The organism is Rhodopirellula sp. SH410 (genome assembly GCF_055811895.1).
The window spans coordinates 556,483-579,419 of sequence record NZ_CM147949.1; the positions used below are offsets into that span (position 1 = coordinate 556,483).

18 protein-coding genes and 1 tRNA gene are annotated in these 22,937 nt (G+C 56.7%); 13 read left to right on the forward strand and 6 right to left on the reverse strand.

Annotated features, from left to right (window positions below):
* Positions 1 to 67: 67 nt before the first annotated feature.
* The 7 genes from SH410x_RS02265 to SH410x_RS02295 all read left to right on the forward strand — a co-directional run bounded on the left by SH410x_RS02265 (position 68) and on the right by SH410x_RS02295 (position 9,194).
* Positions 68 to 790 carry a 3-keto-alpha-glucoside-1,2-lyase-like domain-containing protein gene (locus SH410x_RS02265; protein ID WP_473674224.1) on the forward strand — a complete coding sequence of 241 codons (723 nt, stop codon included), beginning with the start codon at positions 68 to 70 and terminating at the stop codon, positions 788 to 790.
* Between the two features lie 880 nt (positions 791 to 1,670).
* A complete protein-coding gene (locus SH410x_RS02270; RefSeq protein WP_473674226.1) occupies positions 1,671 to 2,009 on the forward strand; it encodes a hypothetical protein in 339 nt (112 codons plus the stop codon).
* A 563-nt stretch (positions 2,010 to 2,572) separates the two neighbouring features.
* Positions 2,573 to 3,067: a hypothetical protein gene (locus SH410x_RS02275; RefSeq protein ID WP_473674227.1), complete on the forward strand. Its 495-nt coding sequence runs from the start codon at positions 2,573 to 2,575 to the stop codon at positions 3,065 to 3,067.
* Between the two features lie 1,621 nt (positions 3,068 to 4,688).
* The gene (locus SH410x_RS02280) at positions 4,689 to 5,729 is read left to right on the forward strand and encodes a family 43 glycosylhydrolase (protein WP_473674229.1); all 1,041 of its coding nucleotides are present in this window, start codon (positions 4,689 to 4,691) and stop codon (positions 5,727 to 5,729) included.
* A gap of 1,211 nt (positions 5,730 to 6,940) precedes the next feature.
* A complete protein-coding gene (locus SH410x_RS02285; RefSeq protein WP_473674231.1) occupies positions 6,941 to 7,465 on the forward strand; it encodes a DUF805 domain-containing protein in 525 nt (174 codons plus the stop codon).
* 681 nt (positions 7,466 to 8,146) lie between these two features.
* A complete protein-coding gene (locus SH410x_RS02290) occupies positions 8,147 to 8,638 on the forward strand; it encodes a DUF1569 domain-containing protein (protein WP_473674233.1) in 492 nt (163 codons plus the stop codon).
* Between the two features lie 37 nt (positions 8,639 to 8,675).
* The gene (locus tag SH410x_RS02295) at positions 8,676 to 9,194 is read left to right on the forward strand and encodes a hypothetical protein (RefSeq protein ID WP_473674235.1); all 519 of its coding nucleotides are present in this window, start codon (positions 8,676 to 8,678) and stop codon (positions 9,192 to 9,194) included.
* A 543-nt stretch (positions 9,195 to 9,737) separates the two neighbouring features.
* Here SH410x_RS02295 and SH410x_RS02300 read toward each other — a convergent pair.
* From SH410x_RS02300 to SH410x_RS02320, 5 genes are all read right to left on the reverse strand, one after another.
* Positions 9,738 to 9,811 (reverse strand) — tRNA-Val (locus SH410x_RS02300).
* Positions 9,812 to 9,861: 50 nt separating this feature from the next.
* The gene (rpsU, locus tag SH410x_RS02305; RefSeq protein ID WP_044256699.1) at positions 9,862 to 10,056 is read right to left on the reverse strand and encodes a 30S ribosomal protein S21; all 195 of its coding nucleotides are present in this window, start codon (positions 10,054 to 10,056) and stop codon (positions 9,862 to 9,864) included.
* Between the two features lie 224 nt (positions 10,057 to 10,280).
* Positions 10,281 to 10,553, reverse strand: a complete 273-nt coding sequence (locus tag SH410x_RS02310) for a hypothetical protein (protein ID WP_473674237.1) — start codon at positions 10,551 to 10,553, stop codon at positions 10,281 to 10,283.
* A gap of 364 nt (positions 10,554 to 10,917) precedes the next feature.
* Positions 10,918 to 12,405 carry a COG3014 family protein gene (locus SH410x_RS02315; RefSeq protein WP_473674239.1) on the reverse strand — a complete coding sequence of 496 codons (1,488 nt, stop codon included), beginning with the start codon at positions 12,403 to 12,405 and terminating at the stop codon, positions 10,918 to 10,920.
* Positions 12,406 to 12,502: 97 nt separating this feature from the next.
* Complete coding sequence (locus tag SH410x_RS02320; protein WP_473674241.1) at positions 12,503 to 13,450, reverse strand: penicillin-binding protein activator LpoB; 948 nt, start codon at positions 13,448 to 13,450, stop codon at positions 12,503 to 12,505.
* Between the two features lie 318 nt (positions 13,451 to 13,768).
* Here SH410x_RS02320 and SH410x_RS02325 point away from each other — a divergent pair, with 318 nt between their 5' ends.
* The 3 genes from SH410x_RS02325 to SH410x_RS02335 all read left to right on the forward strand — a co-directional run bounded on the left by SH410x_RS02325 (position 13,769) and on the right by SH410x_RS02335 (position 16,468).
* The gene (locus tag SH410x_RS02325) at positions 13,769 to 14,185 is read left to right on the forward strand and encodes a hypothetical protein (protein ID WP_473674242.1); all 417 of its coding nucleotides are present in this window, start codon (positions 13,769 to 13,771) and stop codon (positions 14,183 to 14,185) included.
* Positions 14,186 to 14,196: 11 nt separating this feature from the next.
* Positions 14,197 to 14,412: a hypothetical protein gene (locus tag SH410x_RS02330; protein WP_473674244.1), complete on the forward strand. Its 216-nt coding sequence runs from the start codon at positions 14,197 to 14,199 to the stop codon at positions 14,410 to 14,412.
* Positions 14,413 to 14,581: 169 nt separating this feature from the next.
* Complete coding sequence (locus SH410x_RS02335; protein WP_473674246.1) at positions 14,582 to 16,468, forward strand: hypothetical protein; 1,887 nt, start codon at positions 14,582 to 14,584, stop codon at positions 16,466 to 16,468.
* Between the two features lie 306 nt (positions 16,469 to 16,774).
* Here the strand turns inward: SH410x_RS02335 and SH410x_RS02340 are convergent, their stop codons facing one another.
* Positions 16,775 to 18,466 (reverse strand): Kelch repeat-containing protein, encoded by a 1,692-nt coding sequence (locus SH410x_RS02340; RefSeq protein WP_473674248.1) that lies wholly within the window; start codon positions 18,464 to 18,466, stop codon positions 16,775 to 16,777.
* Positions 18,467 to 19,074: 608 nt separating this feature from the next.
* On the opposite strand from SH410x_RS02340, the gene cls reads away from it, so the two are divergent.
* From cls to SH410x_RS02355, 3 genes are all read left to right on the forward strand, one after another.
* A complete protein-coding gene (gene cls / locus SH410x_RS02345) occupies positions 19,075 to 20,556 on the forward strand; it encodes a cardiolipin synthase (RefSeq protein WP_473674250.1) in 1,482 nt (493 codons plus the stop codon).
* 195 nt (positions 20,557 to 20,751) lie between these two features.
* A complete protein-coding gene (locus tag SH410x_RS02350) occupies positions 20,752 to 21,807 on the forward strand; it encodes a transaldolase family protein (RefSeq protein ID WP_473674252.1) in 1,056 nt (351 codons plus the stop codon).
* A 92-nt stretch (positions 21,808 to 21,899) separates the two neighbouring features.
* The gene (locus SH410x_RS02355) at positions 21,900 to 22,631 is read left to right on the forward strand and encodes a class I SAM-dependent methyltransferase (protein ID WP_473674254.1); all 732 of its coding nucleotides are present in this window, start codon (positions 21,900 to 21,902) and stop codon (positions 22,629 to 22,631) included.
* The last annotated feature ends 306 nt before the right edge of the window (positions 22,632 to 22,937 follow it).

The following is a 22,937-nucleotide window of genomic DNA, read 5'->3' on the forward strand; positions in this document are numbered from 1 at the left end:
ACACGCTGCTAGGCGATGCCAGAAATCAGCGACAATGCGAGCAAAATTTTAAAGGCAAACAATTCCCATGACCAAAACATTTTTGACGTTGATGCTCCTGATTCCGTTCGCTCTGTCGAACGCTGCGCGTGCCGACGACAGTGGCACGCTGATCTTCAGCGACGATTTCGAACGAACGGAGTCTCAGGAAGTGACCGATGAAATCGGCAATGGCTGGGCAACGAACAGCAAGTCGCGTGCGGGGGGGAATAAGCAGGTTGATCTGAAGGATGGCGCGATGCATATCAAAATGCATCCCACCGCCGACCACGCGGTGTCCGTAACCCACCCCGCTGAGTTTCGAGACGGTGTCGTGGAGATGCGGTTCATGTTGGAAAACGATAATGATCGGCTCGGCCTCGACTTCGCCGACCTGAAGTTCAAAGACGTTCATGCGGGGCACTTGTTCAAAGTCGATGTGACTAACAAGTTCGTGCAGATCAATGACATGAAAAGCGGCAGCATGAACATGAAGTTCTATGACGCCAAGAAAGCCAAACAGCTGACAGCGGAACAACTGGCGTTCCTCAAGACGACGATCAAAAAGTTTCCCACCAAAACGGCCAAAGGCGAGTGGCACCGGCTCGTTGTGCGGGTAAAAGGTGACCAGGTAACGGCGTCGGTCGATGGAACGGAGGTCGCGAAGTTCACCGCTCCCGGGTTTGCGCATCCGACCAAGAGAATGCTACGTCTATCGGTACCCCACAGCGCCGTGGTCGACGATGTGAAAATAATCTCGCTTGCGAGCTAAGTTCACGAATTCAGAGCGGAACCCGCACTCAGCCGCGAAGCGGCCCGCTCTACGTAGCCATGGCCGTGAGGCGGGATGAGGGGTAGCTTGGGACCATTGTCCCGAGCGCGCGTTCAGCCGACTGCTCAGCCGCATCGCCGCAGCATTACGTGCCAGCAAAACAGGTCAATCCTTGTGCCGGACATTTGTTCATGGTTTTGCTTGACCCAAGAATTCAGACCCCCCATACTCAGCAGTCGCCAACCGGCGATAACCTTCCCTCGAACCGGCGATAACACTCCGCGTGTCACCGAGGGAACCGAAGGTCCAACCGGCGATAATTACCTCGTTCGCCAACTGAAATGACACAATGTGGCCTGAACTGAAACCCGGTCCGCTCTACCTCATTGAGGTCGATGGTGCGATCCTCGCTGAACTCACCGACCCTTCGTGGAGTGACCGGTTTTGGTGCGACTATACGTTGTGTCCAACTGATGATGAGTCGGATGCGGCACTTCACGATCCCAACCTTTGGAACGAAGTTCTTTTTGCGGTCCGACACGTGCGGACTCAGTCCATTGCTGAGCACTGCTTTTCTGGTGGGTTCGAATCATATTGCAAAAGAGAAACTGATCGCCTGTCTTTCCGTTCACTGTGGCCAAGGTACGAAGACGCAATAAACCCACCCGGAATGATCTCGCGTTTGCTCGATCGTTTTTGGCGATGATACTTTAGCGATACAATCCGACACACAAGAGCGGAGAACCATGCGTTGGACCGAAAAAACGCATCGGGCGTTTTGAAATGGAAACCACAATGGCGTTGCTCGGTCAACGCGGCCGTTATTTAATTTAGAGAGCCTCATCGCATCGTCCAGAAATTAAATCCGTATAGGCCGCTGATGGACAACGCTGCTGAAGATTCGACGAGCCTTCGTTCAATCTCTACGTCACGCTCGAGGTTGGTCTTGCTCGCGATCGCGACTTGCTACGCTTGGCTCGCCGTGCTCTTTGCCGTATGGCTGCAAGATGGACTGAACGTGCTGATCCAACGCGAATTTGCAAACCTTCTCAAACTCGCTACATTGCTGGGCACCTTGGTCGTTGCGATTACCTACTTCCGATTGCAATTCGCTCGCTCAGCATACCGTACTGTGGCATACATTTGCGTGCTTGCTGTACTGCAAATCGCCGCGACACTCGCGATATCGAACCATACTGTTGATCGCTTTCCGTTTTGACGATCGCCCAACTCGGCAAATAGCAATGGATTGCACGAGAGTTGGGCGTCACTTGTTTTTGCAGTCCAATCCCTTCGCGTCCCGGTTACGTGAATCCTAGCGTTATTCGACGGGAATCGGTACATGACCTATCGGACATTCGACCTGCTAATCCTGGTCGTCGCTTTCGCGGGCGTTTTCGCCGCACAGCGACTTTCAACAGCACCCGCGACATTCATCTCGGTTGCGATTTGCACGTTTTTCGCTGCTTTCAGGTCGGCACGTACATCCGGGTCTTTTCCGCGTATCATTGCAACCGTCGTCTCGGTTTCCGCCTATTGGCTGCTGCTCCTAATTCGGGGTGTCGCTTACCCGTTAGTATCGGACGGCGGCCTTGACCGATTTTCGTCAGCGGGTCGGTTCGTTGATCCCCCATTGCTCTTCCTGCTTGTCGTGGGACCGACTATTCTCGTCGGGTTGTTCGGACTGCTCGTCGGGCACTATTTCGCAATGTGGCGAGACCACGGCTGGACGCGCGTGTTCGACGAACCTGGCGGCCACCACTGACGTTATCGGACATACGAATGAGCCGTAGGCGAACCGCAATCTTGTGTGCCGTTGCCCTTGTGTCACTTGCGTGCGTTGCATCGCGGAAAACAATCTATCGCATTTACCTCGCGGTGAACCGCGCTCGTGTCGCAGCATCAGCTCCACTTGCAAATGCGCTGTCGCCTTCCGTCGCATGGGACGAGTCACAAATCATCGGCTGGCATTACTCGCTCGTATCGACATCACGCGTTGCCAACTTCGGGTTCTACGCAGCTGGCGCAACGGCGAGTATTGGCGGCCCGCCGGAAGAGGATTTGCCTCATCTTGGAATCAAGGCGGGCGATCCAAATTTGATGGAGGTGCGAATATCTGGCGTATTCTGGAGCATTTCGCCGACAGGCGAACTCATCCTTGTTGAACCTGATTCCGATTACGCGGTAACGCTTCGGCTGGTATACATTGATGACCATGTTGCGTCAGTTTGGAACACCACACTGTGTGAGCCGGAGGTTTACGTTCGATCCAAGTAGCCTACGTTTGTCCCGTTAGTAACGCGCGATCAATAACTGGCGTAGTGGATCTTGTTAAAGATCCATCCAGGACAGGATCTTTAACAAGATCCACTACGGTAAACCCGTCACTTATTGTTCCTGGTATCCTTACTCGAATGTTTCTGTTCCATGCCTACGCGTTTCCAGCACGAACGATAACCATGCGATGGCTACGGAGCGGCGCTGGTCACGTTTTTAGTCTGCTTGCAGGTCAACCGCCGCCGCCCGCACATCGCTACCGTTGAACTTAATCGAATTGCTCCGGCGCAGTGCTTGGAGTGAGGTGTCCAGTTGGCTGGCCGCATCCCTGCGGATGGTGGGCTGGCATCCATGCCAGCCACCAACCCAACGGATGAGTTTCCTGGGCTCGCGTCCGGGGCTATTGCATGCCGTGACTTTGTCGCTAAGGGGGAGTCAAAACGAAGAAGCTCAGAGGTGCATAGGAACGCGGGATCAATAACTGGCGTAGTGGATCTTGTTAAAGATCCATCCAGGACAGGATCTTTAACAAGATCCACTACGGTAAACCCGTCACTTATTGTTCCTGGTATCCTTACTCGAATGTTTCTGTTCCATGCCTACGCGTTTCCAGCACGAACGATAACCATGCGATGGCTACGGAGCGGCGCTGGTCACGTTTTTAGTCTGCTTGCAGGTCAACCGCCGCCGCCCGCACATCGCTACCGTTGAACTTAATCGAATTGCTCCGGCGCAGTGCTTGGAGTGAGGTGTCCAGTTGGCTGGCCGCATCCCTGCGGGTGCTGGGCTGGCGTTCCTGCCAGCCACCAACCCAACGGATGAGTTTCCTGGGCTCGCGTCCGGGGCTATTGCATGCCGTGACTTTGTCACTAAGGGGGAGTCAAAACGAAGAAGCTCAGAGGTGCATAGGAACGCGGGATCAATAACTGGCGTAGTGGATCTTGTTAAAGATCCATCCAGAACAGGATCTTTAACAAGATCCACTACAGTAAACCCGTCACTTATTGTTCATGGCATCCATAGTACCTTCTCAAACGCGGCCTGTGCGATGGTCGGGGCAATGTTGGTCGCTCCGTTGTCATGGACATTGATTCGACCACGGAAAACACGAATTACACGAATTTGACCCATGCCGCTCTTTTCGTGTGATTCGTGTCTTTCGTGGTTCAAGCCTCACGCTGGTTGCCGGGCTAGCGTGGGTGTCTCTATGGGCTGAGCTGTCCGTTGCCATTTCGATTGACGCACAACTGGGCGTTTTGGGATCATTCGCCAAGCCCGCCGTCGTCTGCTCAGCAAGTCAACCAACCCGACTGAAGCAGAGCAGATCGCGTTGGCCAACGTATGCGACAGTCGTGGCGTAACGATTCGTGACGGTCTATACTTACGGCAACACACAAATTAACGGTGGTGGTGTCTGGGTTGCATACGGCCGACACGCTGGGCGTGCCTACTACCAGTCTGCACCACGTTGACAACTACTGCGATGCTCTTGTGAATTTATAACAGCCGGGAACCATGGCATGCACGTTTTCTCAAGTAGACAGTCTTCTGTCTGGCTTCCCCCCCCCCCCCGTGATTTCTACCGTTATCCGAAAGAACAGCTCAATTGAGGCAAACGTTCATGAATCGACTTGCAACCTTATCCGTTGTCTTTGGCGCCTTTCTGGCCTCTCACGCAGTTGCACAGTCGCCCGTTGATACGCCCCGGATGATGTTCGCAGATGACGCTAGTGGCAAGCCGATGTCAAAAGACCCGGCTGTCGTCAAATTTAAGGGGAAGTACTGGCTCTACTACTCGATACCGCCTTTTGATCGCAAGCCAACGACAGGCTGGACAATCGGGGTTGCGACTAGTGACAACCTCGTGGATTGGGAAAAGGCCGCGGAACTGCAAAATACCGGGGCAGCGGAGGCGAAGGGCTTCACCGCTCCGGGGGCGATCGTGTTAAACGACAGGATCCATCTGTTCTACCAGACCTACGGCAATCGCCAGAAAGATGCTATTTGCCACGCTTGGTCTGACGATGGAATCAACTTCGTCCGAAATCCCACAAATCCAGTGTTTCGCCCGACTGGCGACTGGACAGCCGGACGGGCCATCGACGCCGATGTAATCGTCCATGAAGGTAAGCTGTTGTTGTACTGGGCAACACGGGATCCGGGAATGAAGGTCCAGATGATGGGGGTTGCAGCAGCGCCGCTTGACAGTGATTTCTCCCGCGAAAGCTGGACCCAGCTTAATTCAGATGGCCCGATACTCGCCCCAACCGTTCCGACCAAACTGGACGACAAAAACCTCGACTTGGCATGGGAGAAGCAATGTGTCGAAGCCGCGGCAATGGCCCGTCATGACGGTCGACTCTACATGTTCTATGCCGGGGGTTACAACAACGATCCCCAGCAAATCGGTGTGGCTGTTAGCGATGATGGAGTGAACTTCAATCGCTTGTCGGACATACCGTTTGTACCCAACGGCCCGCCAGGTAGTTGGAACTCCAGCGAGTCGGGGCATCCGTTTCTGTTCCAGGACGACGATGGTCAAGATTACCTCTTCTATCAAGGCAACAACTCCCAAGGAAAGACTTGGTACTTATCCGTTGTCCCGATTGACTGGAAAGACGGAAGTCCGGTTGCAGCGTTTGAGAAACTTCCGCGGATTTGACGGGCTCTGGTATGGAAGTTCGTTTCCGACGGATGCGCTCCTCAGCGAAGTGCAGTCATTCTCGATGGCGGTCTGTCCGGTGTGCGGTGGTCGTCGCTCCGTTGTCGTGGGTATTGATTTGACCACGAAAAACACGAATTGGATCCATGCTGACGATTCGTGTGATTCGTGGTTAAACCTCGAAGCTTAGGGGGGGGCATTGCACGTTCTCAAGGAATTTCTGCAAGCGTCAAAATTCGGTTGTCCGCTCGGATGGGGATCAACGGTGTGCAGTCATTCTCGATGGCGGTCTGGCCGGTGTGCGGTGGTCGTCGCTCCGTTGTCGTGGGTATTGATTTGACCACGAAAAACACGAATGACACGAATTGGATCCATGCTGATGATTCGTGTGAGTCGTGGTTAAACCTCGAAGCTTAGGGGGGGCATTGCACGTTCTCAAGGAATTTCTGCAAGCGTCAAAATTCGGTTGTCCGCTCGGATGGGGATCAACGGCGTGCAGTCATTCTCGATGGCGGTCTGTCCGGTGTGCGGTGGTCGTCGCTCCGTTGTCGTGGGGATTGATTTGACCACGAAAAACACGAATGACACGAATTGGATCCATGCTGACGATTCGTGTGATTCGTGTGATTCGTGGTTAAACCTCGAAGCTTAGGGGGCATTGCACCTTCTCAAGGAATTTCTGCAAGCGTCAAAATTGGGTTGTCCGCTCGGATGGGGAGGTCAGTCGCCAAGCCGTCTTGGAGCGAGCCGCCGTCTGATCAGCAACTCAATTAGGCACCGCGAACAGGGGCTGTTGTACCGTTACGGCCTAATGAGTCGAAGAGCCAACGCATGCGGCCGGTGGAACCGGCCCTACGGCGATAGCGATTTTTACGGTTGGTACCGGGGGCGCTGGTGGAAGGTGCAAAGGAAACCGGGCAGCGATGGGCACAGCGGATTCCGTTACGCCCTCCCCGTCTGGACGGTTTGGTGTCACCCTGCGAATACTATCTGCTAGAATCATTCTGACGAATCAGTCGTCCTGATTCCACGTCCAGCATCGCCCAGTGTGGCGACAAAGTTCAACGCACGGTCTGTTTGCACGTCAGGCGATCGGCTCAGCCGATCAAGTTGAGATTTTTCGGCGCCTGGCTGCGGGTAGATCGCAATTCGTTCCTCGAATTGGATAATCTTGAGTCACCGTGAGTATCCTTAGCTGTCCGAATTGCGGGATGCGAGTCATCCCAGAATCAAATGGAGCTTGTCCCGCGTGCAAGCAAGACGTCCACGGTATGGGCGGGGGCGAACCTCGGCCAGCGGCCGCGGGTCTCGGGGCGGTTTCGCAACCTCGAGAGAACGAAGAGGCACGTCCGACACACTTCGATCTGTTTTGGATCTTGTTCTCGTTGCGGGGCCGTCTTTCTCTCGCAATGATTTGGATCGCAGCGGGGCTGTTCATCATTTGTTGGGGTGGGATTCTACTGTTAATCGCCGCCGCATCGGCCAGTTTCCCAATCCCGCAGTTGGCTTTCCTGAGTATTCCAATTGTCATGTTTTGGAATGCAGTGGCTATCGGAGCGAAGAGATTTCACGACATCGGATGGTCTGGTTGGTCGATTGTTCCTGGGCTCATTCCCGTTTTCGGTCGAATTTTCCTCTTCTTTACCATCGGAACGCTCAAGGGAAACCGTGGGCGCAATCGATACGGATATGATCCTCGCCAGATTTGGTCCGCAGGTATCATCGACGAACAGTGATGCGCACCGAAGCACGCGAGCTGGAGCGATGTTGGTCGCTCCGTTGTCGTGGGGATTGATTTGACCACGAAAAACACGAATGACACGAATTGGATCCATGCTGACGATTCGTGTCATTCGTGTGATTCGTGGTTAAACCTCGAAGCTTAGGGGGGCACAGTACATTTCACTCGCAATTGTCTAGCCGCAATGGATGCGAGCCGTGTAGGGGGTGCGAAGCTGCAGGGTTTGCGTTGATGTCTCTCTCGCAAACGTGCTGTGTCCCTCGTTTGCCGAAGAAACCGACGCATATGGCCGGTGGGAACCGGCCCTGCCGCTGGTTCTGTTGTACGGTTGCTGCCCAAGGAGTTGGAGAAACCGACGCATATGGCCGGTGGGAACCGGCCCTACTGCTTTGATTTCAATCTTGCGTTGCGATACATTGCTCTCGTCGGGCGAGTGGTTGCATCGGCCTCTGCGGTCGCAGGGGGGCATGATAATCCTTCGCTCGAAACCGGATGCTACCGGCGACACCCTGACGGCAGACCCTATACGGCGGTCCAATGCGGACGGGCAACCAAGCCATCCAACCGAGCGCGGCTTGCACGTTTTTACTAATGGAACGCCAGTTGTCCGTGCACGCTGATGGCCATCGTTCGTCGACTGACTTATTCACACCCGCAACAAACGAATTGAATAAATATGCTTCAAAAGCCTGATCTCGTAAGGACGATCGCAGATCGACGTATGGATTTATGCTACGCGGACTTGGGCGCCGCTTGCGCTGATGTTGCTCGGTTGCGTGAAGACGGTTATGCACTGGTCGGCAATTGGAGTCTTGCCCAAATTCTCGATCATTTGAGCATGTCCATGCAGATGACAATCGACGGTGCGGGATTCACATTTCCTGCCCTGATGCGCCCGGTGATGAGACTGATGTTCATGCCGACGATGCGGAGGGGCAAGCCATCCAAGATGCGTGGCAAAGCTCCGAAGCCGCTTCAGCCCGCAATCGATCTCGATGAAGACGCTTGTGCAGACCGATTCTACGCACTGGCGAACACTCTAATGGACCCTTCCACCCCTTTCGTCACGCACTATCCGATGCTGGGGCGACTCAATCGTGGGCAATGGCTATTGCTTCAGCAGTGGCACGCCGCCCATCACTTGAGCTTTGTCGTACCGCAAGTCTAACCGCCCATTCATGGCCTCCCGCAAATCGAATGAGATCATGCGAACTGTATTGCTAGCCTTGTTTGCAGCGTTGGCGGTCTCGGTTCACGCAGATGATCCACCATACCGGATGGTGATACATCTCCTCGATCCCCGTGGCGCACTTGCTGGCGATCAAACTGTCTCCATTGAATGGCATGATCGTGTTGCTGACGTCATTGCAACTCGCCGACTCAACCGAACAGAGGCGAAGAAACTGCGCACGCTTCTGCGCAAAGACCTTGCAGATGACGCCAACGTTCCATTCTGTGGCCACAGCCCTGCGTACGCCGTTTCGATCACTCCCGAAGGCAAATCAATGACGACGGTAACGCTTTGCGGCACCTGCGGAACATGGGCCAAAAAGGGCAAGTTGCGTGCGCTTCATGGAAAAGGGTCGCTTGAATACCTCGACGTGCTGCTTCCACTTCCGGATGTCTTCCGCGCTGTCGATGGAAAACCTCCTGAATTGCTGATGCCCTTCTTCGACGGGAAGAAGATTCCGTTCCACGAACTCGAAGCTGTCGATGGCGGGTAGACCGCGCCCAATGGGATCCGTTTCTTCAGACGAGTTTTGGGCTTCTTCCACGGTTTCCAATCACAAGCTCGGATGCGTCGCCCAGACCTACTGAGGGATACAGCGATTCTTCGAGCGGTTTCACTTCTTCATCGCAGTTGATGAGCAGGTCTTGGGGCTTGCCGCGGATTGCTTGCGGGGCTGCTCTTTCCCTCCACTGCTGACGCCGTTGATGAATGTTGGTGAAAGAAAGTGGACGCAGAGACGCGAGAGTCGGGGAGGCGCAGAGAAGAGGGAGGGGGGGCGTGTTGGGAGACCGACGCATGTGGCCGGTGGGAACCGGCCCTACGGTTGTTTTGCGGTTGTGGTCTGGTGAGGTGAAGAGCCAGTGCATGTGGCCGGTGGAGCCGGGGGTACTGGGATGGGTCGGTGGGGCCGCTGGTGGTTTCGGTTCAGGGGGTATTCGGGGGATTGAGGGCTCCGGCCGAAACGAAGAAAGCCCTGTTTCCGCTCGGAAAACAGGGCTTTCTGTAGTTCAGGATAGTAGGGGCAACTACTACCTGATGGGCGTTGAGGGACTCGAACCCCCGACCCTCTCGGTGTAAACGAGATGCTCTAGCCAACTGAGCTAAACGCCCTGAAGTTAGCTGCTGGTCGCCGATGGCGGGGCAGCTAGTTGAGGTGATTCTTAGCGGGCTAAGAGTTGGGTGCGTTTGTTGCGGCGTTCGGCACGTAGGCGGGCGCGGCGGTTGGTTTCGCTGGGCTTTTCGTAGAATTCGCGGCGGCGCATCTCTTTCTTGATGCCGCTGCGTTCAACCAACTTCCTGAACCGTCGTACTGCTTCTTGAATCGTTTCCCGATCTCGCACCAATAACTTTACCATATCCGCTTCGTAAACCCTTCGTCTGGAATTTTGTGCATGTGAAGTTCGCCTCCATTTGAGGACTGTCTGAAAGGGGATTCGCAGAGCGAGAGGCGTGATAAAACGCATCTCGGGCGGGGAATTCCCTCGTGAGGAACGGGGATCATAGCGTTACAGGGGGATCATCGACAACCGAGGATCGCAATGATTTATCGAAATTCCTTTGGATCTTGGCAAATTCCGCTTTACAACGCGTCCCAATCGACGGTTTCCCGGCGGACTCCGTCACTGCCGTAGTACACCATCGAGCGGGTTTTGAGATCCGCGATAGCGGTTAATTTGACACTACGGGGGCCGTGCAGGCAGAAGTAGATCGCACAGGTTTTACCCCGGCGTACCACTTCTCTCTGGGTCAATGGGAATTCTCGCGGTTCGAGTGCTCCCAATTCACAGAGTTTCAATTCGACTTGCTGCCGCATCCGCGACAAGTCCAGTGATTGGAGGGAAAAACCGATCATCGACAACTTTCGGAAAGGAGCCCAGCAGCTTGGGAGGCCGCTACCTTGATAGATGCTCCCACGGCCATCCTGGCATCGTGGGGTTCTCGGTCGCCGAACGTACGCAAAATGGTCGAGCGTGGGATTTCGTCAAATCCGTTGCCGCCGCTGCGAGGTCGAACGACCGATAGCGAGGGTATCGGCGGTCGGGCAACTTCAGTTCAGCTTGCCTGGGGCACGCGGCCGAATTTTCATGCCCTGCCGACGGGTCAGGATAAATCGGCAAGACGGCGTCAGTTATGCGGGTTGTGCGGGGGGGCGGCGCCTCAATTTTTGAATTCCGGGACGTTTCTCTTCAGCGTCCCCAGATGTTCACTGGGTTGGTTCATTCGACGATGTGTAAATTTCCCGCCGGCGCGATGACGACGAGATAGGTGTTGCGTCCATTGGCCACGCGAACGGTAGCCGGCCGCTCGGGGCCGATCGAGAATCCGTCGGGGCCCACGGGAGCGAGCTGGATGCGGTGCTCACCGGCGGGCAGTTCGGCCCGCAGGACTTGGATCTCCCGTGGTAGCAGCCCCCAGCACCGGGTGTCGGCTTTTTCGGTGGCTGTCCACGCCGTCGAGGCGGCGAACTGGACCGCGCTGCCCACGCCGCCGGTCAGGCCGAGTCCCTGGCGAGCTTTGCTCACCGCGAGCTCTTTGCTCGCTTGCCGGATGAAGCTGCGGGCGATCGTCCAGGGTTGTTCCGCGGCGGCTTGGGTTTGGACCATCTCGGCGACGTCCGTCAATGATTGGGTGGCTCCCAGCATTTGGAACGACCCCATCGGCTGCGCCCCTGGGCCGCCGTTCGAGGCCCCTGGGCCGCCATTCGAGGCCCCTGGGCCGCCATTCGAGGCCCCTGGGCCGCCATTCGAGGCCGGTGAGGAACTGGTGACGGTCACCGCGGCAATGGGTGAGTGCGGCACCACGACGGCCGGGATTTTGACGCTGATGATTTTTGGCAAACGCGTGATATCGTCCGCTTTGTCTTGATCGTGGAACATCACCATGGAAGCGATGGACACGGCGGCGGAGGTGACGGGCGCGTCGGTCGGCACCAGGACGGGGCCGCGTCCGACCAGCGCAAAGACGTACAGGGCCCCGTGGCCGGGCTGGCTGTGGGCGCCAACGGTGGCTCTCTGCAGGTCATCTTGGGCAGGGCGGAAATCGGGTTTGATGGCGCTGACGAGCCGGTAGTTTCGCTGGGCATCGTCAAAATCATGGTGCGTCGCCTCTCGCAAGACGCCTCGCAGATAGGGTGCCAAGGCGAGTTCCTGGTGCGGGGTGGCCTCGAACGAATCGGGGAACAGGTCGTGCTGACGCGTTTCAGCGACTTTCCTCAACTTCGCCTGATGCATCGCCGCTTGGTTGATGTAGCTTTCCGCATCCATGCCATCGCCAGCGAGCGAGCAGATCGCAAGCATCGTGCGGATCATCACTTCTTCGTATCCGGCGGGCTTGAAGACGCGTGCGGTGTCGTCGGTGACCATCGACATCGCCTTACCGGATGCTGACTTAGCACCCGCGATCAGCCCGCCACCCCCGGCGCCGATCGCTGCCGCGTCGCTGGTTTTGTCAAACTGATCCCGCAGGCTGCGGAGGCCTGCGGTGGCTCCATCGATGTCACCGGAGGCGAGCTGGACGACGGCTAGATCGAGCCGGGCGGGGGCCGCGAAACGGCCGTTTGAGTCAGCGACTTCGCCGAGCATGGTTGCGGCGGTGTTCAGATCGCCGGTCACGAAGGCATCGCGGGCGGTGTCGATCGAGGCGAGTTGGGTGGCGCAGCCGGAAAACAACAGCACGCCGCCGAGCAGCACGCCGCCCAATAGCATGCCGACTGGTGGGCATGAGCGGATGAGGGGCGGAGTCGTCGGTCGACAAATCGCCGTGTGGGCTGGCGCACCCTGTTGGTTTGGTTCGAGGGTCACACTAACCATCAGCTTGGTCAAAGAGGCCAAAATTCCACCATTTGCCAGCCCGTGTTTTGTGATAGCCCTTGCGGATTTTCGAGGATTCTTTGATGTAATCGCCCGTCTCTAAATTCACCATTTCCAGCGTCAAGAGATAATCTCGTTGCGTCGATTTGTTGCGATCGGTCGTGCCAGAGGTAATCGTGGCGTACAGCAAATAGTCGACCGGTGAGCCTTGGCGGCCGAGCGCCGCGGCGAAAGCGGCGCGATTGGCGGGCAGAAATAGCGAATCGGGACGTAGTCGGGCTTCAATCAGTGCCGCATCGATTAGCCGCCGGTTGATGCTGCGAAATGCTTGGCTTTCATTGATTTGGGAATCGATGCGCTCATAGAGTTGGTCCTTGAAATCGACTAATTCTTCGGCACTTTTGTTTTCGATGCCGATAAAGCACACGCGTGCAGGCCCGGTGACGAGCTGTGTGGGGCCGTTCGGTTCGATCGTCCCGAAGATTTCTTCTGCTTGAGGACCCATCCCTGGCAGATTGCCCGAGAGGTTGTGGCTGGCCATTTTCGCGGGCGTGCTGCCCTCACCTGAGGAAGGCGTCTGCGCAGTCGCACCATTTGCCGAGGCGGCCTCCGCGGCGGCATCCGCATAGGAAGGGTCTCCAAAGGGGGCCCCTAATGATGTCGGCAGCGACACAGGCGGGCAGCGTCCGAGCAGCTGTGCGACGGACGTGTCGACCAAGGGATTCCAGGTCGCCGCGCCCGCATCATGGCTGCCGACCATATCTTTGTCGTCGCTGGCGAGCAGCTGTCCGTATTGGTGTGACGCGCAGCCGGTCAAAAGCACCGTGGCAACGACGCAGCTGATCAAGACAAACAGCAACGGCAGCATGCGAGCGGAGTCGGCCGGGTTGGCTGCGGACAGGGCAGCGGTCGATTTGCGGGTCTGAAAATCACCATCCATGGCAATGTGAGCTCTCAATTGGTGAAAATGCCAAAATTCCGGCGCGGGCGGCTTGTGATGATTGCACCAGTTAGCAAAATGATCGGCATGGTGTCGAGATGTCGCAAGAAATGTCCAGCCTGTGGATAAACTCGCCCCAGTTACTACAGACCCTGCAAGTGGTTTATCCTGTCTATTTGGCCGAGTGTCGGGATCTGGCCCGGATTCGCCCGATCTGGTCCACTACCGCGACGCCAACCACGATCTGGCTGGCGAGTTTTGCTGTCGGCCTGTTCTCGCACTTTCACTTCTTTAGACTTCCGTGTTGATTGACCGTACATGACTGTCACGATCCAGCCAAAATCGCTCTACGTCGATTCTCAACAACTCACTGCGGCGAGCCCTTTGCCCGGCGTGAGAATGCCGTTGTACATGCCGACTCCCGTGCTGATCGAACATGATGACGACGACGATGATTCATCGTCAGATCACGATCATGATGATGATGACGATCACGGTGGGTTCGGGGACGATCTGGATGACGACGAAGATGACATCGACGAGTTTGATGACATCGACGAAGATGATTTCGATGACGATTTCGATGACGATTTCGAAGAAGAGCTCGACGACGACTATGAAATCGAGATAGACGACGAAATCAGCGCCGAGTTTGGACTCAATACCGCTGGCGACGAACTCGACGAGGAAGAAGATGACCTCGACGATTTCGACGACTTTGAAAATATCGATTGAGAGATAAAAACATGGAACAAGTCAAGCTGTTTAAAGGCGTCGATAACGATCTGCCTGAACTCGAGCGGCAAATCAATCGCTGGATTCGGAAAACCGGCGTGAAAGTGCTGTCGATCTCTGGCAATCTGTCCAGTCAATCGGGTGCCAGCGGGGGCCCCATGAGCAGCTTCGCCGCCGGCGATGTCTTGATCATCGTGCAGGTGGAAACCGACAAGCCGCTGGGCTGAGGGGCGAACACTAGGAAAGTGCGCCAATCTCTGCGAAACGGTGACCGATCCCTCCCCGAGAAACTCGCTGAAGGATCGTTTCTCGACCCTCCCAAGCTTCGCTCGGGAGGGTGAAGTCAGGACGCTTGTGATCCATCTATTCTCACGTCGGTCCGCCTGGAGAACTTCAATGGTTACGATCTGTAGTCGCGCGGTAGTGGTTGTTGTTTCGCTTGCTCCGTTGGCTGCATTCTCTCAGGAGCGAGATAAGCCAGTATCCGCTGACCAATTGATTGCCGAGGCGATCTGGTCGCTCGTTGACTTCGATACGATGGAACCTCAGGATCCACAAGCGGCATTCGCAAACGCTGTCAAAGCCTATCCTGAATCCGCCCATGTCGCTTATTGGCGGGGGCGATTCGGTGCCTACTCCGCCGACCGAAGTCGGATCACTCGCCAGATTGGCGCGACGCTGAAAAAGCTATCCGAACCTCAGCCGGATGATTCAAAGATCACCGATCCCGCTCTCGAGCGAAAGATGCAAAGTGTTCGAAGCTACGCAAAAGTAATCGGTGACCGACTTCAACAGCGTGCCAATGACGAGTCGAACGCCGATACGATGGAGTCGCCTGAAGCGTGCTTCCTCGATGCCGTCTCACTTGATCCGTCCTTGATCGCCGCATGGGCGAGACTGGCGGAAAGCTCTGACCAGAAAATCGCCTTCGCGGCGATCGATGCTTGGGCGGAGCAAGAACCGGACAACGCATTGCCGTTCTACGCCAAGGCGATCGTGCTGATGCGAACCGCAAACCAGGGCGATCCGTTGGATGTGGCGGTGATCGAAGCATTGGAAGAGGGCAACAGCCGGCCAGGCTGCCGAGTGCCCGAGCAACCTTGGCCTGTTGATTTTCAATTGAGCTTTCCTGAGTCCCTGCCCGAGGACGGCGCTGAATTCGCGGGCAAGCCGGTCAGTCCGTTCATGTGGCGAAGCATGATCGAGAACCTGTTCTTCCAGATTCTGGCCATTGATGGCGGCACCACCGTTTCCGAGACATCACTTCGCCATCTTGGCAGCGCAATTTTGCAATATTCACATCGGCTATCGCCCCAGGAGGACGTGCGTTATCTCCGCGCGTTCGTCGGTCTTGGATTGCACTTGATCGACTCCAACCGACTGATATTCGGGGGTACGGCCGCCAGTGTCGAGCGGATCCTCCACCGCCTTGAGAACATGGCCGTCGATCAAGGCGACTTCCAGCATGCCGACGAATTTTTGCAGATTGAGAAACATGTGGGGAAAGTCCAACGCAAGGTCTTCGACGAATATCGCGCAGCCGAGATTGGTGAAGATCCAGCTCGCAACGATCGCGAAGCGACCAAGATCATGGCAGCGAATCGGAAGTTTTTCACGGTGCCAACGATTCAGTTCACTCGCTCGACGGAACCTGTCATGGTTATTTCGGACACGGATGAGGCCGGTGAAAACGGCTGGGTGCTGATGAACTTATTTCTCTCTGGCGACCGCCGTGTGATGGTGGGGCCGTCCGACCAGGAACTACCAGACCCCGTGCCGGACGCGGATGCTCTGTCCGATCTTGGGTATCTCACACTCGGCCAAGCGATCAACCACGTTCGCAAATCGAACATGGAGAATCGTCAGCGGCAAGGACTTTTTTTAGTCGTTGACCAGCCGTATCTCGACACCGATATCGTCGGCGAGTGCTTCACCAAAGGTTATATGGGACAGCGTGATTCTTGCGTCGTTGCGTTCACCGAGCCAAAGTCGCTCGAGTCGTTTCGCGAATACGATCCTGAGGTGAACGTGCGGGTCGCTCAAATTTTGAGTCTTGGTGGTGGCCTGGATGACGAGAGGATCGATGCGGTCTCGCCGAAGGCAGATTTGGTCGTCGTGCCGCTGGCGAGTCTGCTGGGCCCCGATGGTGGGATTTCGACCGCGATGAAGTCGAGCAAGCGACGGTTTGTCGTGACGGGAGCGGATCAGAAAAGATTGATGCGAGTGGCGACGAAGGTGCCGGCGATTGTGGGCGTGGTTGTGGCGGAGTTGCCGTTGCGCTAGTTGCATCGTGCGATTCGCACCGGATTCGTAGCTTGGGACCATTGTCCCGAGCGAGCAGTTTGGCGACGGTTTACTAAAAAGTTGCCCCGGACGGGACAATGGTCCCATCCTACGGTCAAAAAAATGCTTCGCAGTCTTATCCGCGAGAGGCGGCACGCCCGCACTGAAGTCGCTGTCGTCCCTCCGGTATTATGCCGGGACTCAGGAAAGTCAGCTGGTGGACGCGAAAACAATCGTTTGGCATTCAAATGAAAGTCGCACGCCCGCTTGCGGCTCGGGGAGCCGAGTGACAATCTTTCGACTCGACTACTTCACTTTGATGAGGTCGATGGGGCTGAACTTGCCAACTTCCATGCTGGCGCCGCCGATCATCAACAATTCATGATCGCTCAGTGGCACCATTCGGTGGAAGAACCGTTCGCGATCGGTTTTGGCGATCGTGTGCCAGCTCTTGCCGTCATCGGAAAGTTGGTTGACGAAGCCGTCCATGGTCGTGACGTACAAGTGCCCGCCGGTGGCGAATGAGGACGAGCCGAAACCGGACATGCCTGTGCCGGGCAGTTCAGGGCCTTTGCTCCAGGAGTCGGAGGCTGGATCATAGACGGCGACTTCCGTGGTGGTCTCGTTGTCCGACGTCATGCCGCCGATGACATAGAGTTTACCCTGATGCGCCGCCACGCTGATGGCTCTGCGTTCAAAGTCGGTCGCTGCAAGTGGTTGCCACTTTGCCGATGCATCGCTGAGGTCGAGTGACCAGGCGGTGTCGTGCCACTCGCTTTGGTCGCTTTCGCCCTGCATGTTCCAGCCACCGAAGACATACACTTTGTCACCGAGGACTGCGGCATCGAGTGACGAGCGAGGTTCAGGGAGATCGGCCAGGTTGGTCCAGGTCTTCGATTGGGGGTCGAAGCTCGCCACGGTGCTCTGCGACTGCAGATTGTGATCCTCACCCTCCTCGTTGACCGCGGTGAAACCGCCGATGCGGATCAAGCGGCCGTTATGAGCGACCAGGGCCAGGCCTTGCAGGGTCGGACCGCTGGGCAATTTCTCCCATTTCGCGTCTTTTCCCTGGGATAGATCCACGCTCCATAGGCGATCCGACTGTTCTTGTTTGGAATACGAGTGGGCACCACCGGTGTGGCCGCCGTAGACGTACAGGTGTCCGTCCGCGATCGCGGCACCGAAGCTGGTTAGATTCTCAGGCAGGTCGGGCAGGTTTGCCGGTCCCGTGCTCGCGCCGCTGTTAGGATCGACTTGGGGTTCGGGCTTGGATTCCTCTTTCGCTTCGGGCTCGCCCGCGGGCGAGTTCGGCATGCGAAAGGTTGCCGTCAAGTAGTCGGTGGTGCTGGCGTAGCTCTCGCCGTTGAGGCTGCCGGCCGCCTGATCGTCGGAATAGCCCACGATTACCGCGTTGAGCCCTGATTCGACTTCCTTGTTCGTGAAGTGAACGAGGCCTTTGTCATCGGTTTTCCGATCGGCTTCCTCGTGACCTGCTTCGCAGTACAGCTTGACGTCGGTGCTCGGTAGCGGCTTGCCGTCACGCAGGACGGTGACATTCACGCCACCCTGGTCGTCGGGGCGGATCACGGTTTGCAATGGAGCCTCATCCCGGGCCTGCTGCGGCCACTCAGCGGGGTTGCCTTGCGGGAGGTGTTCGACGTGATAGGTCAACTTGGTGCCGTGGTACAAACCGTAGGTGACTGTGCCGGCGAGTTCGGAATCGGCGTCGATTGTCTCGACACTTTGGATGCCGACCAAGTCGTCTTGGTCGACCGACTCGGTCGTGATCGGTTTGCCCGCAACGCTGTTTCGTAGTTGAATCGTTTGGATCGATTCCGGCATGGGGTAGGTTCGGTCGTCGGTGGACTCACCGAACCACATCACGGCATGGCCCTCGTCGTTGGTCGCCAACCAGGGGAAGTGGGCTTGAGCGGGACGTGCGAGCAGGCAGCTCGCGGTGACCAGGGCGATCGGCAGGAACAGTTTGTTTTGATTCATCCGAGTAAATCTCCGAGGGGGGCAGGAATCTGGAAGGATAACGGAATCAGCGTCCGTTGAGTTCGAAATCGAATTGCGAATCCATATTGCTGTTTTCAAAATAGAGCAGTCCCGCGGTCAGCGGTCCGACGAAGTTGTTCAGCCACGAACCCTGCGGGGAAGGTATCGTATGTCTTCAGCAAAACAGGCACACAGAAAAGAAGGATCTACGCTCGAAAAACGGATTTCGAGCACTGGATCGAGCGTGGCTGGCTAGTTGACGGGAAAAATCGCCTATCGCTTGCTGCGTCGTCGATGATGATTCGCTTAGGAACGAGCGGAAAATAAGTGGCCGAACGCTCCGCGGTCGGTATGGTCGACCGCGGAGCGTTCGACCACAATTTCAGACAGTCATTTTCTGCGTGTTTCTTATTGCGAATTGGTCTCAGTAAGTATTGCGGGAGATGTGGAGTGATGCAAGTGGTTTGTCGTCGCTTTCCTGGGGAAGTCCCTGCGTTGACCGGAACGTGGATTGCACTAGCGGTTGTGGCCCATCGCCAGCCCTTCGCATCACCAACTAGGATGGGGCCGAAAAACGCTAGGTTCCCCTTCCGCCCTGTGAGTCCGTCGTGACGCTGCTCGACACTGAAACGCTCGCACATTGGTGGGGGCTGATTGTTCCATCCGGTTTCCTGTTGTTGCATGGACTGGCTCTGGTTTCGGCTTGGCATGCGGTTCGAAATACTCGCACCAGTCAAGCTGCAGTGGCGTGGACGGTGGCGTTGTTGACGATCCCGTTGCTCACTCTGCCCGCGTACTGGGTGTTCGCACGCCATCGATTTGCCGGCTATCGAGAAGCCGTGCGGGGGGTCGGGCGTCAACATCTGGCCTCGCTCAATGCCATTGAGCGGGAGACGATGACGCGCCCGGATGCTCGAACGACGTCACTGATCTCGCCGCTCGATCAAGTTGCCGATGTCTTGGACACCCCGATTTGTGCGGGAAATCAATTTCAGTTGTTGATCGACGGCGATGCCTTTTCACGAGCGCTGATCGAACAGATCGCTTCGGCGGAACACTACATCTACGCCGAGTTTTACCTCATCCGCGACGATGGGTTCGGGAATCGGTTTGCCGATGCCTTGATCGCTCAGGCTCAGGCCGGCCGGACCGTCCGTCTGCTCTACGACGAGGTGGGGTGCATTTCGTTGTCGTCGGCATACCTTAGCCGTTTGCGTGATGCAGGGGTCGACGTGCGGGCGTTCAACACTCGCCAGGGCTGGGTCAATCGGTTTCAGTTGAACTTTCGCAATCATCGCAAGTTGCTGGTCGTCGATGGCCACTGGGGCGTTGTCGGTGGGCTCAATATTGGCGACGAATATCTCGGCAACCATGACTGGGTAACGCGTTGGCGAGACACCGCAGCGACCGTGAGGGGCCCGATCGTCAAAAAAATTCAAGCGGTGTTTGCATCGGATTACTACTGGGCGAGCCGTCGAGGATTACCGGAAGCGGAGTGGGGGCATCACGACGACAGGGAGCCCGCGAACGCGGGTGAGGAGGCGGGGTTGGCGGCGATGTGTGCGACTGGCCCGGCCGACCAGCGTTCTCGCGCGACGATGATGTTTGCCGCCGCCGCCGGGGCGGCCCGGGAGCGGTTGTGGATCAGTACACCGTACTTGGTCCCTGACGAGACGACGCTCAATGCGTTATCGATGGCCTGTGCCCGCGGCGTGGATGTGCGTGTGTTGCTGCCCAATGAAGCGGACCAGTGGATCGTCTATTTGGCGGGATTCCATTTTGAATCGGAACTGAAATCGTTGGGCGTCGCGGCCTACCGCTACACCGAGGGGTTCATGCACCAGAAGTGTGTGTTGGTCGACGACAAATTGGCGTTAATCGGTTCGACGAATCTCGACAATCGTTCGCTGCATCTGAATTTCGAGATGATGCTGGCGATCGACCAGCGTGATTTTGTCGCTGAGGTCGCAGAGATGCTGCAGCAGGACTTTGCGGCGGCCACCGAATCCGAATCGACGTCTGGCCGGCTCCGTCCCTGGTACGGGCGGATCGGTACGATTGTGGCGAGATTGTTCAGCCCGATCTTGTGAGGGGAATTCCTCCTGGGCACGCCGACCTCTCCATTTGTCGCCAACTTGGGAACGGGGTATGCTGCACGCCGACTTCGGTGGCGTGCCCACTATCACGTAGGATGGGACCCTGGTCCCGTCCGTGACCGATCTGCTCGCTCGGGACAATGGTCCCCGGCGTACGGACCAATTTACTCTGACCTAAGTAACTGATTCATGGCCAATCCGCTCCAATCGCTCATCGACACTGGCACAAAACTTTACCTGGACTCGGTCGAGCCGACCGAGGTTGACAAGAACCTTCGTTACGGTGCCGTGGGAGCGACCAGTAACCCTGCGATCATCTCGGCGATTGTCGCCGGGGGTGGTCTCGATGGGCAGATTGAGTCGTTGCTTGGCGAGGGCAAGACGGACGAAGAGATCGCGTGGGCGCTGACGGATCAGTTGGTGAGCGAGGCCGAAGCCAAGTTCGCAGACATTCACAAAGCGACCAAGGGCGACGCAGGCTGGGTCAGCTTCGAGCTCGATCCATTGCTCGAAGACCCGTCGCTGAATTTGAGCGAGGACGATGTTGTCGAGCGGTACGTCGAACTGGGCAAAAAATGGGCTGCCGGGCACACCAACCGGATGATCAAGGTGCCGGCCTCGCCGGCGGGTCTGCGGGCACTCGAGCCACTCGCTGCGGCAGGCATCACTCTCAACGTGACGCTGATGTTTGTCGCGGACCAATATCTCGCCGCTCGCGAAGCGATTTGGCGAGGTGCCAATGGGAAAGTCGATCCAGCCACGTTCAAGTCGGTCTACAGCATCTTCATTTCGCGGATTGATGTGTACACCGAGAAAAACCTACAGCTTTCCGACGCCGCCCAAGGTCTCGTCGGACTCGTCAACGCGAAGCGAATCTGGAAAGAGAACCAGTCCTTTTGGGCGGACAAGGGTTTGGCACTGCAGCAAGAACTCATCTTTGCGAGCACGGGGACCAAAGACCCCAAAGATCCACCCTGGAAGTATGTGCAAGCGCTCGCCGGTAGTGACATTCAAACCAATCCGCCGGAAACCAACGCGGCCGTCGCTGAGAGCGGACTGACGTTCTCACGCACGGTTGACGACATGCCATCCCAAACGGTGCTCGATGAAATTGACGCGGCGGTTGATCTCGCGAAGATGCACGATTTTCTAATGGCCGAAGGCATCGACAAATTTGTCAAGCCACAACGTGCCTTGATCGCCTTGATCGCTGACAAACGCAAAGAGCTTTCACCGACAGCCTAGCGTCGAGATAGCGTCGAGATAGCGTAGTGGATCTTGTTAAAGATCCATATGCAGCAGGATCTTTAACAAGATCCACTACCGCCCTCCCCCTCTTGTCTACCCCCCCCGCCGCCATGCTCAGCCGCATCTGCGAACCGCCTATCGAAGATCCCCAAAGCGAGGCGCAAATCTACCGTGAGATGGATCACGGCGACGTCAACCGCCGGTTCGTGACCGATCTGCTCGGTAGCGGGCCCGTGGGTCCGCGTGTGATCGATTTGGGCTGCGGTCCGGCGCTCATTCCGATCCTGCTGTGTGAGCATGCTGATGATCTTGCGGGCACGGAGGACAGCGAGCTCGAAGTGATGGGCGTCGATAACTGTTTTGCGATGCTCGAGCTCGCACGTGTCGAGATTGAACTGGCCGGGCGACTGCGGCAGGTCCATCTCCAGCAAATCGATCTGAGCGACGACGAGGCATTGCAAACGGAGTTGGCGGACACCGTGATCAGCAACACCGTGCTGCATCACCTCGACGATCCCGCAACAGTCTTGCGACTGGCGATTCGCGTCTTGCGGCCCGGTGGCCGGTTGTTCATCCGTGACTTGGTGCGACCGGAAACCGACGCTGAGGTCGAGCGGCTGGTCGCTCTCCATGGGGGAGTGGCTGGCGAAGAGACAACCGGCGTCTCGCCGCCGCAGTTACTGCGGCAATCGTTGCACGCCTCGCTGACACTCGCTGAGATCGGCGACCTCCTGTCGGATCTGGGCATTGACTCGAGCTGCGTGAAGATGACCAGCGATCGACACTGGACGCTCGATTGTGAACGACCCAAAAGTTCGTAGGACGGGACCATGGTCGCGTCCGAGTCCCACCTGGTCCCACCCAGAGAAAAATGCTGGGGACTCGCCGCAACTCTCGGTACGGCATGTTGGTGGGCGCATGATTCATTGAAAAATGAAAAATGAGAATTTGAAAATGCAAAACACCGAGTTTTTGTCAGGTGATTTGCTGTTTGGGTTGTCCCTTTAACGTTTTGACGATTCCGTCCTATGGCATATCGTCTTAGCGGCACTTGCCCAGACCGAGAGTGAGACCGAGAGCGATCCATTCGCTCGGGACAATGGTCCCAAACTACCGAATCCCTCAAC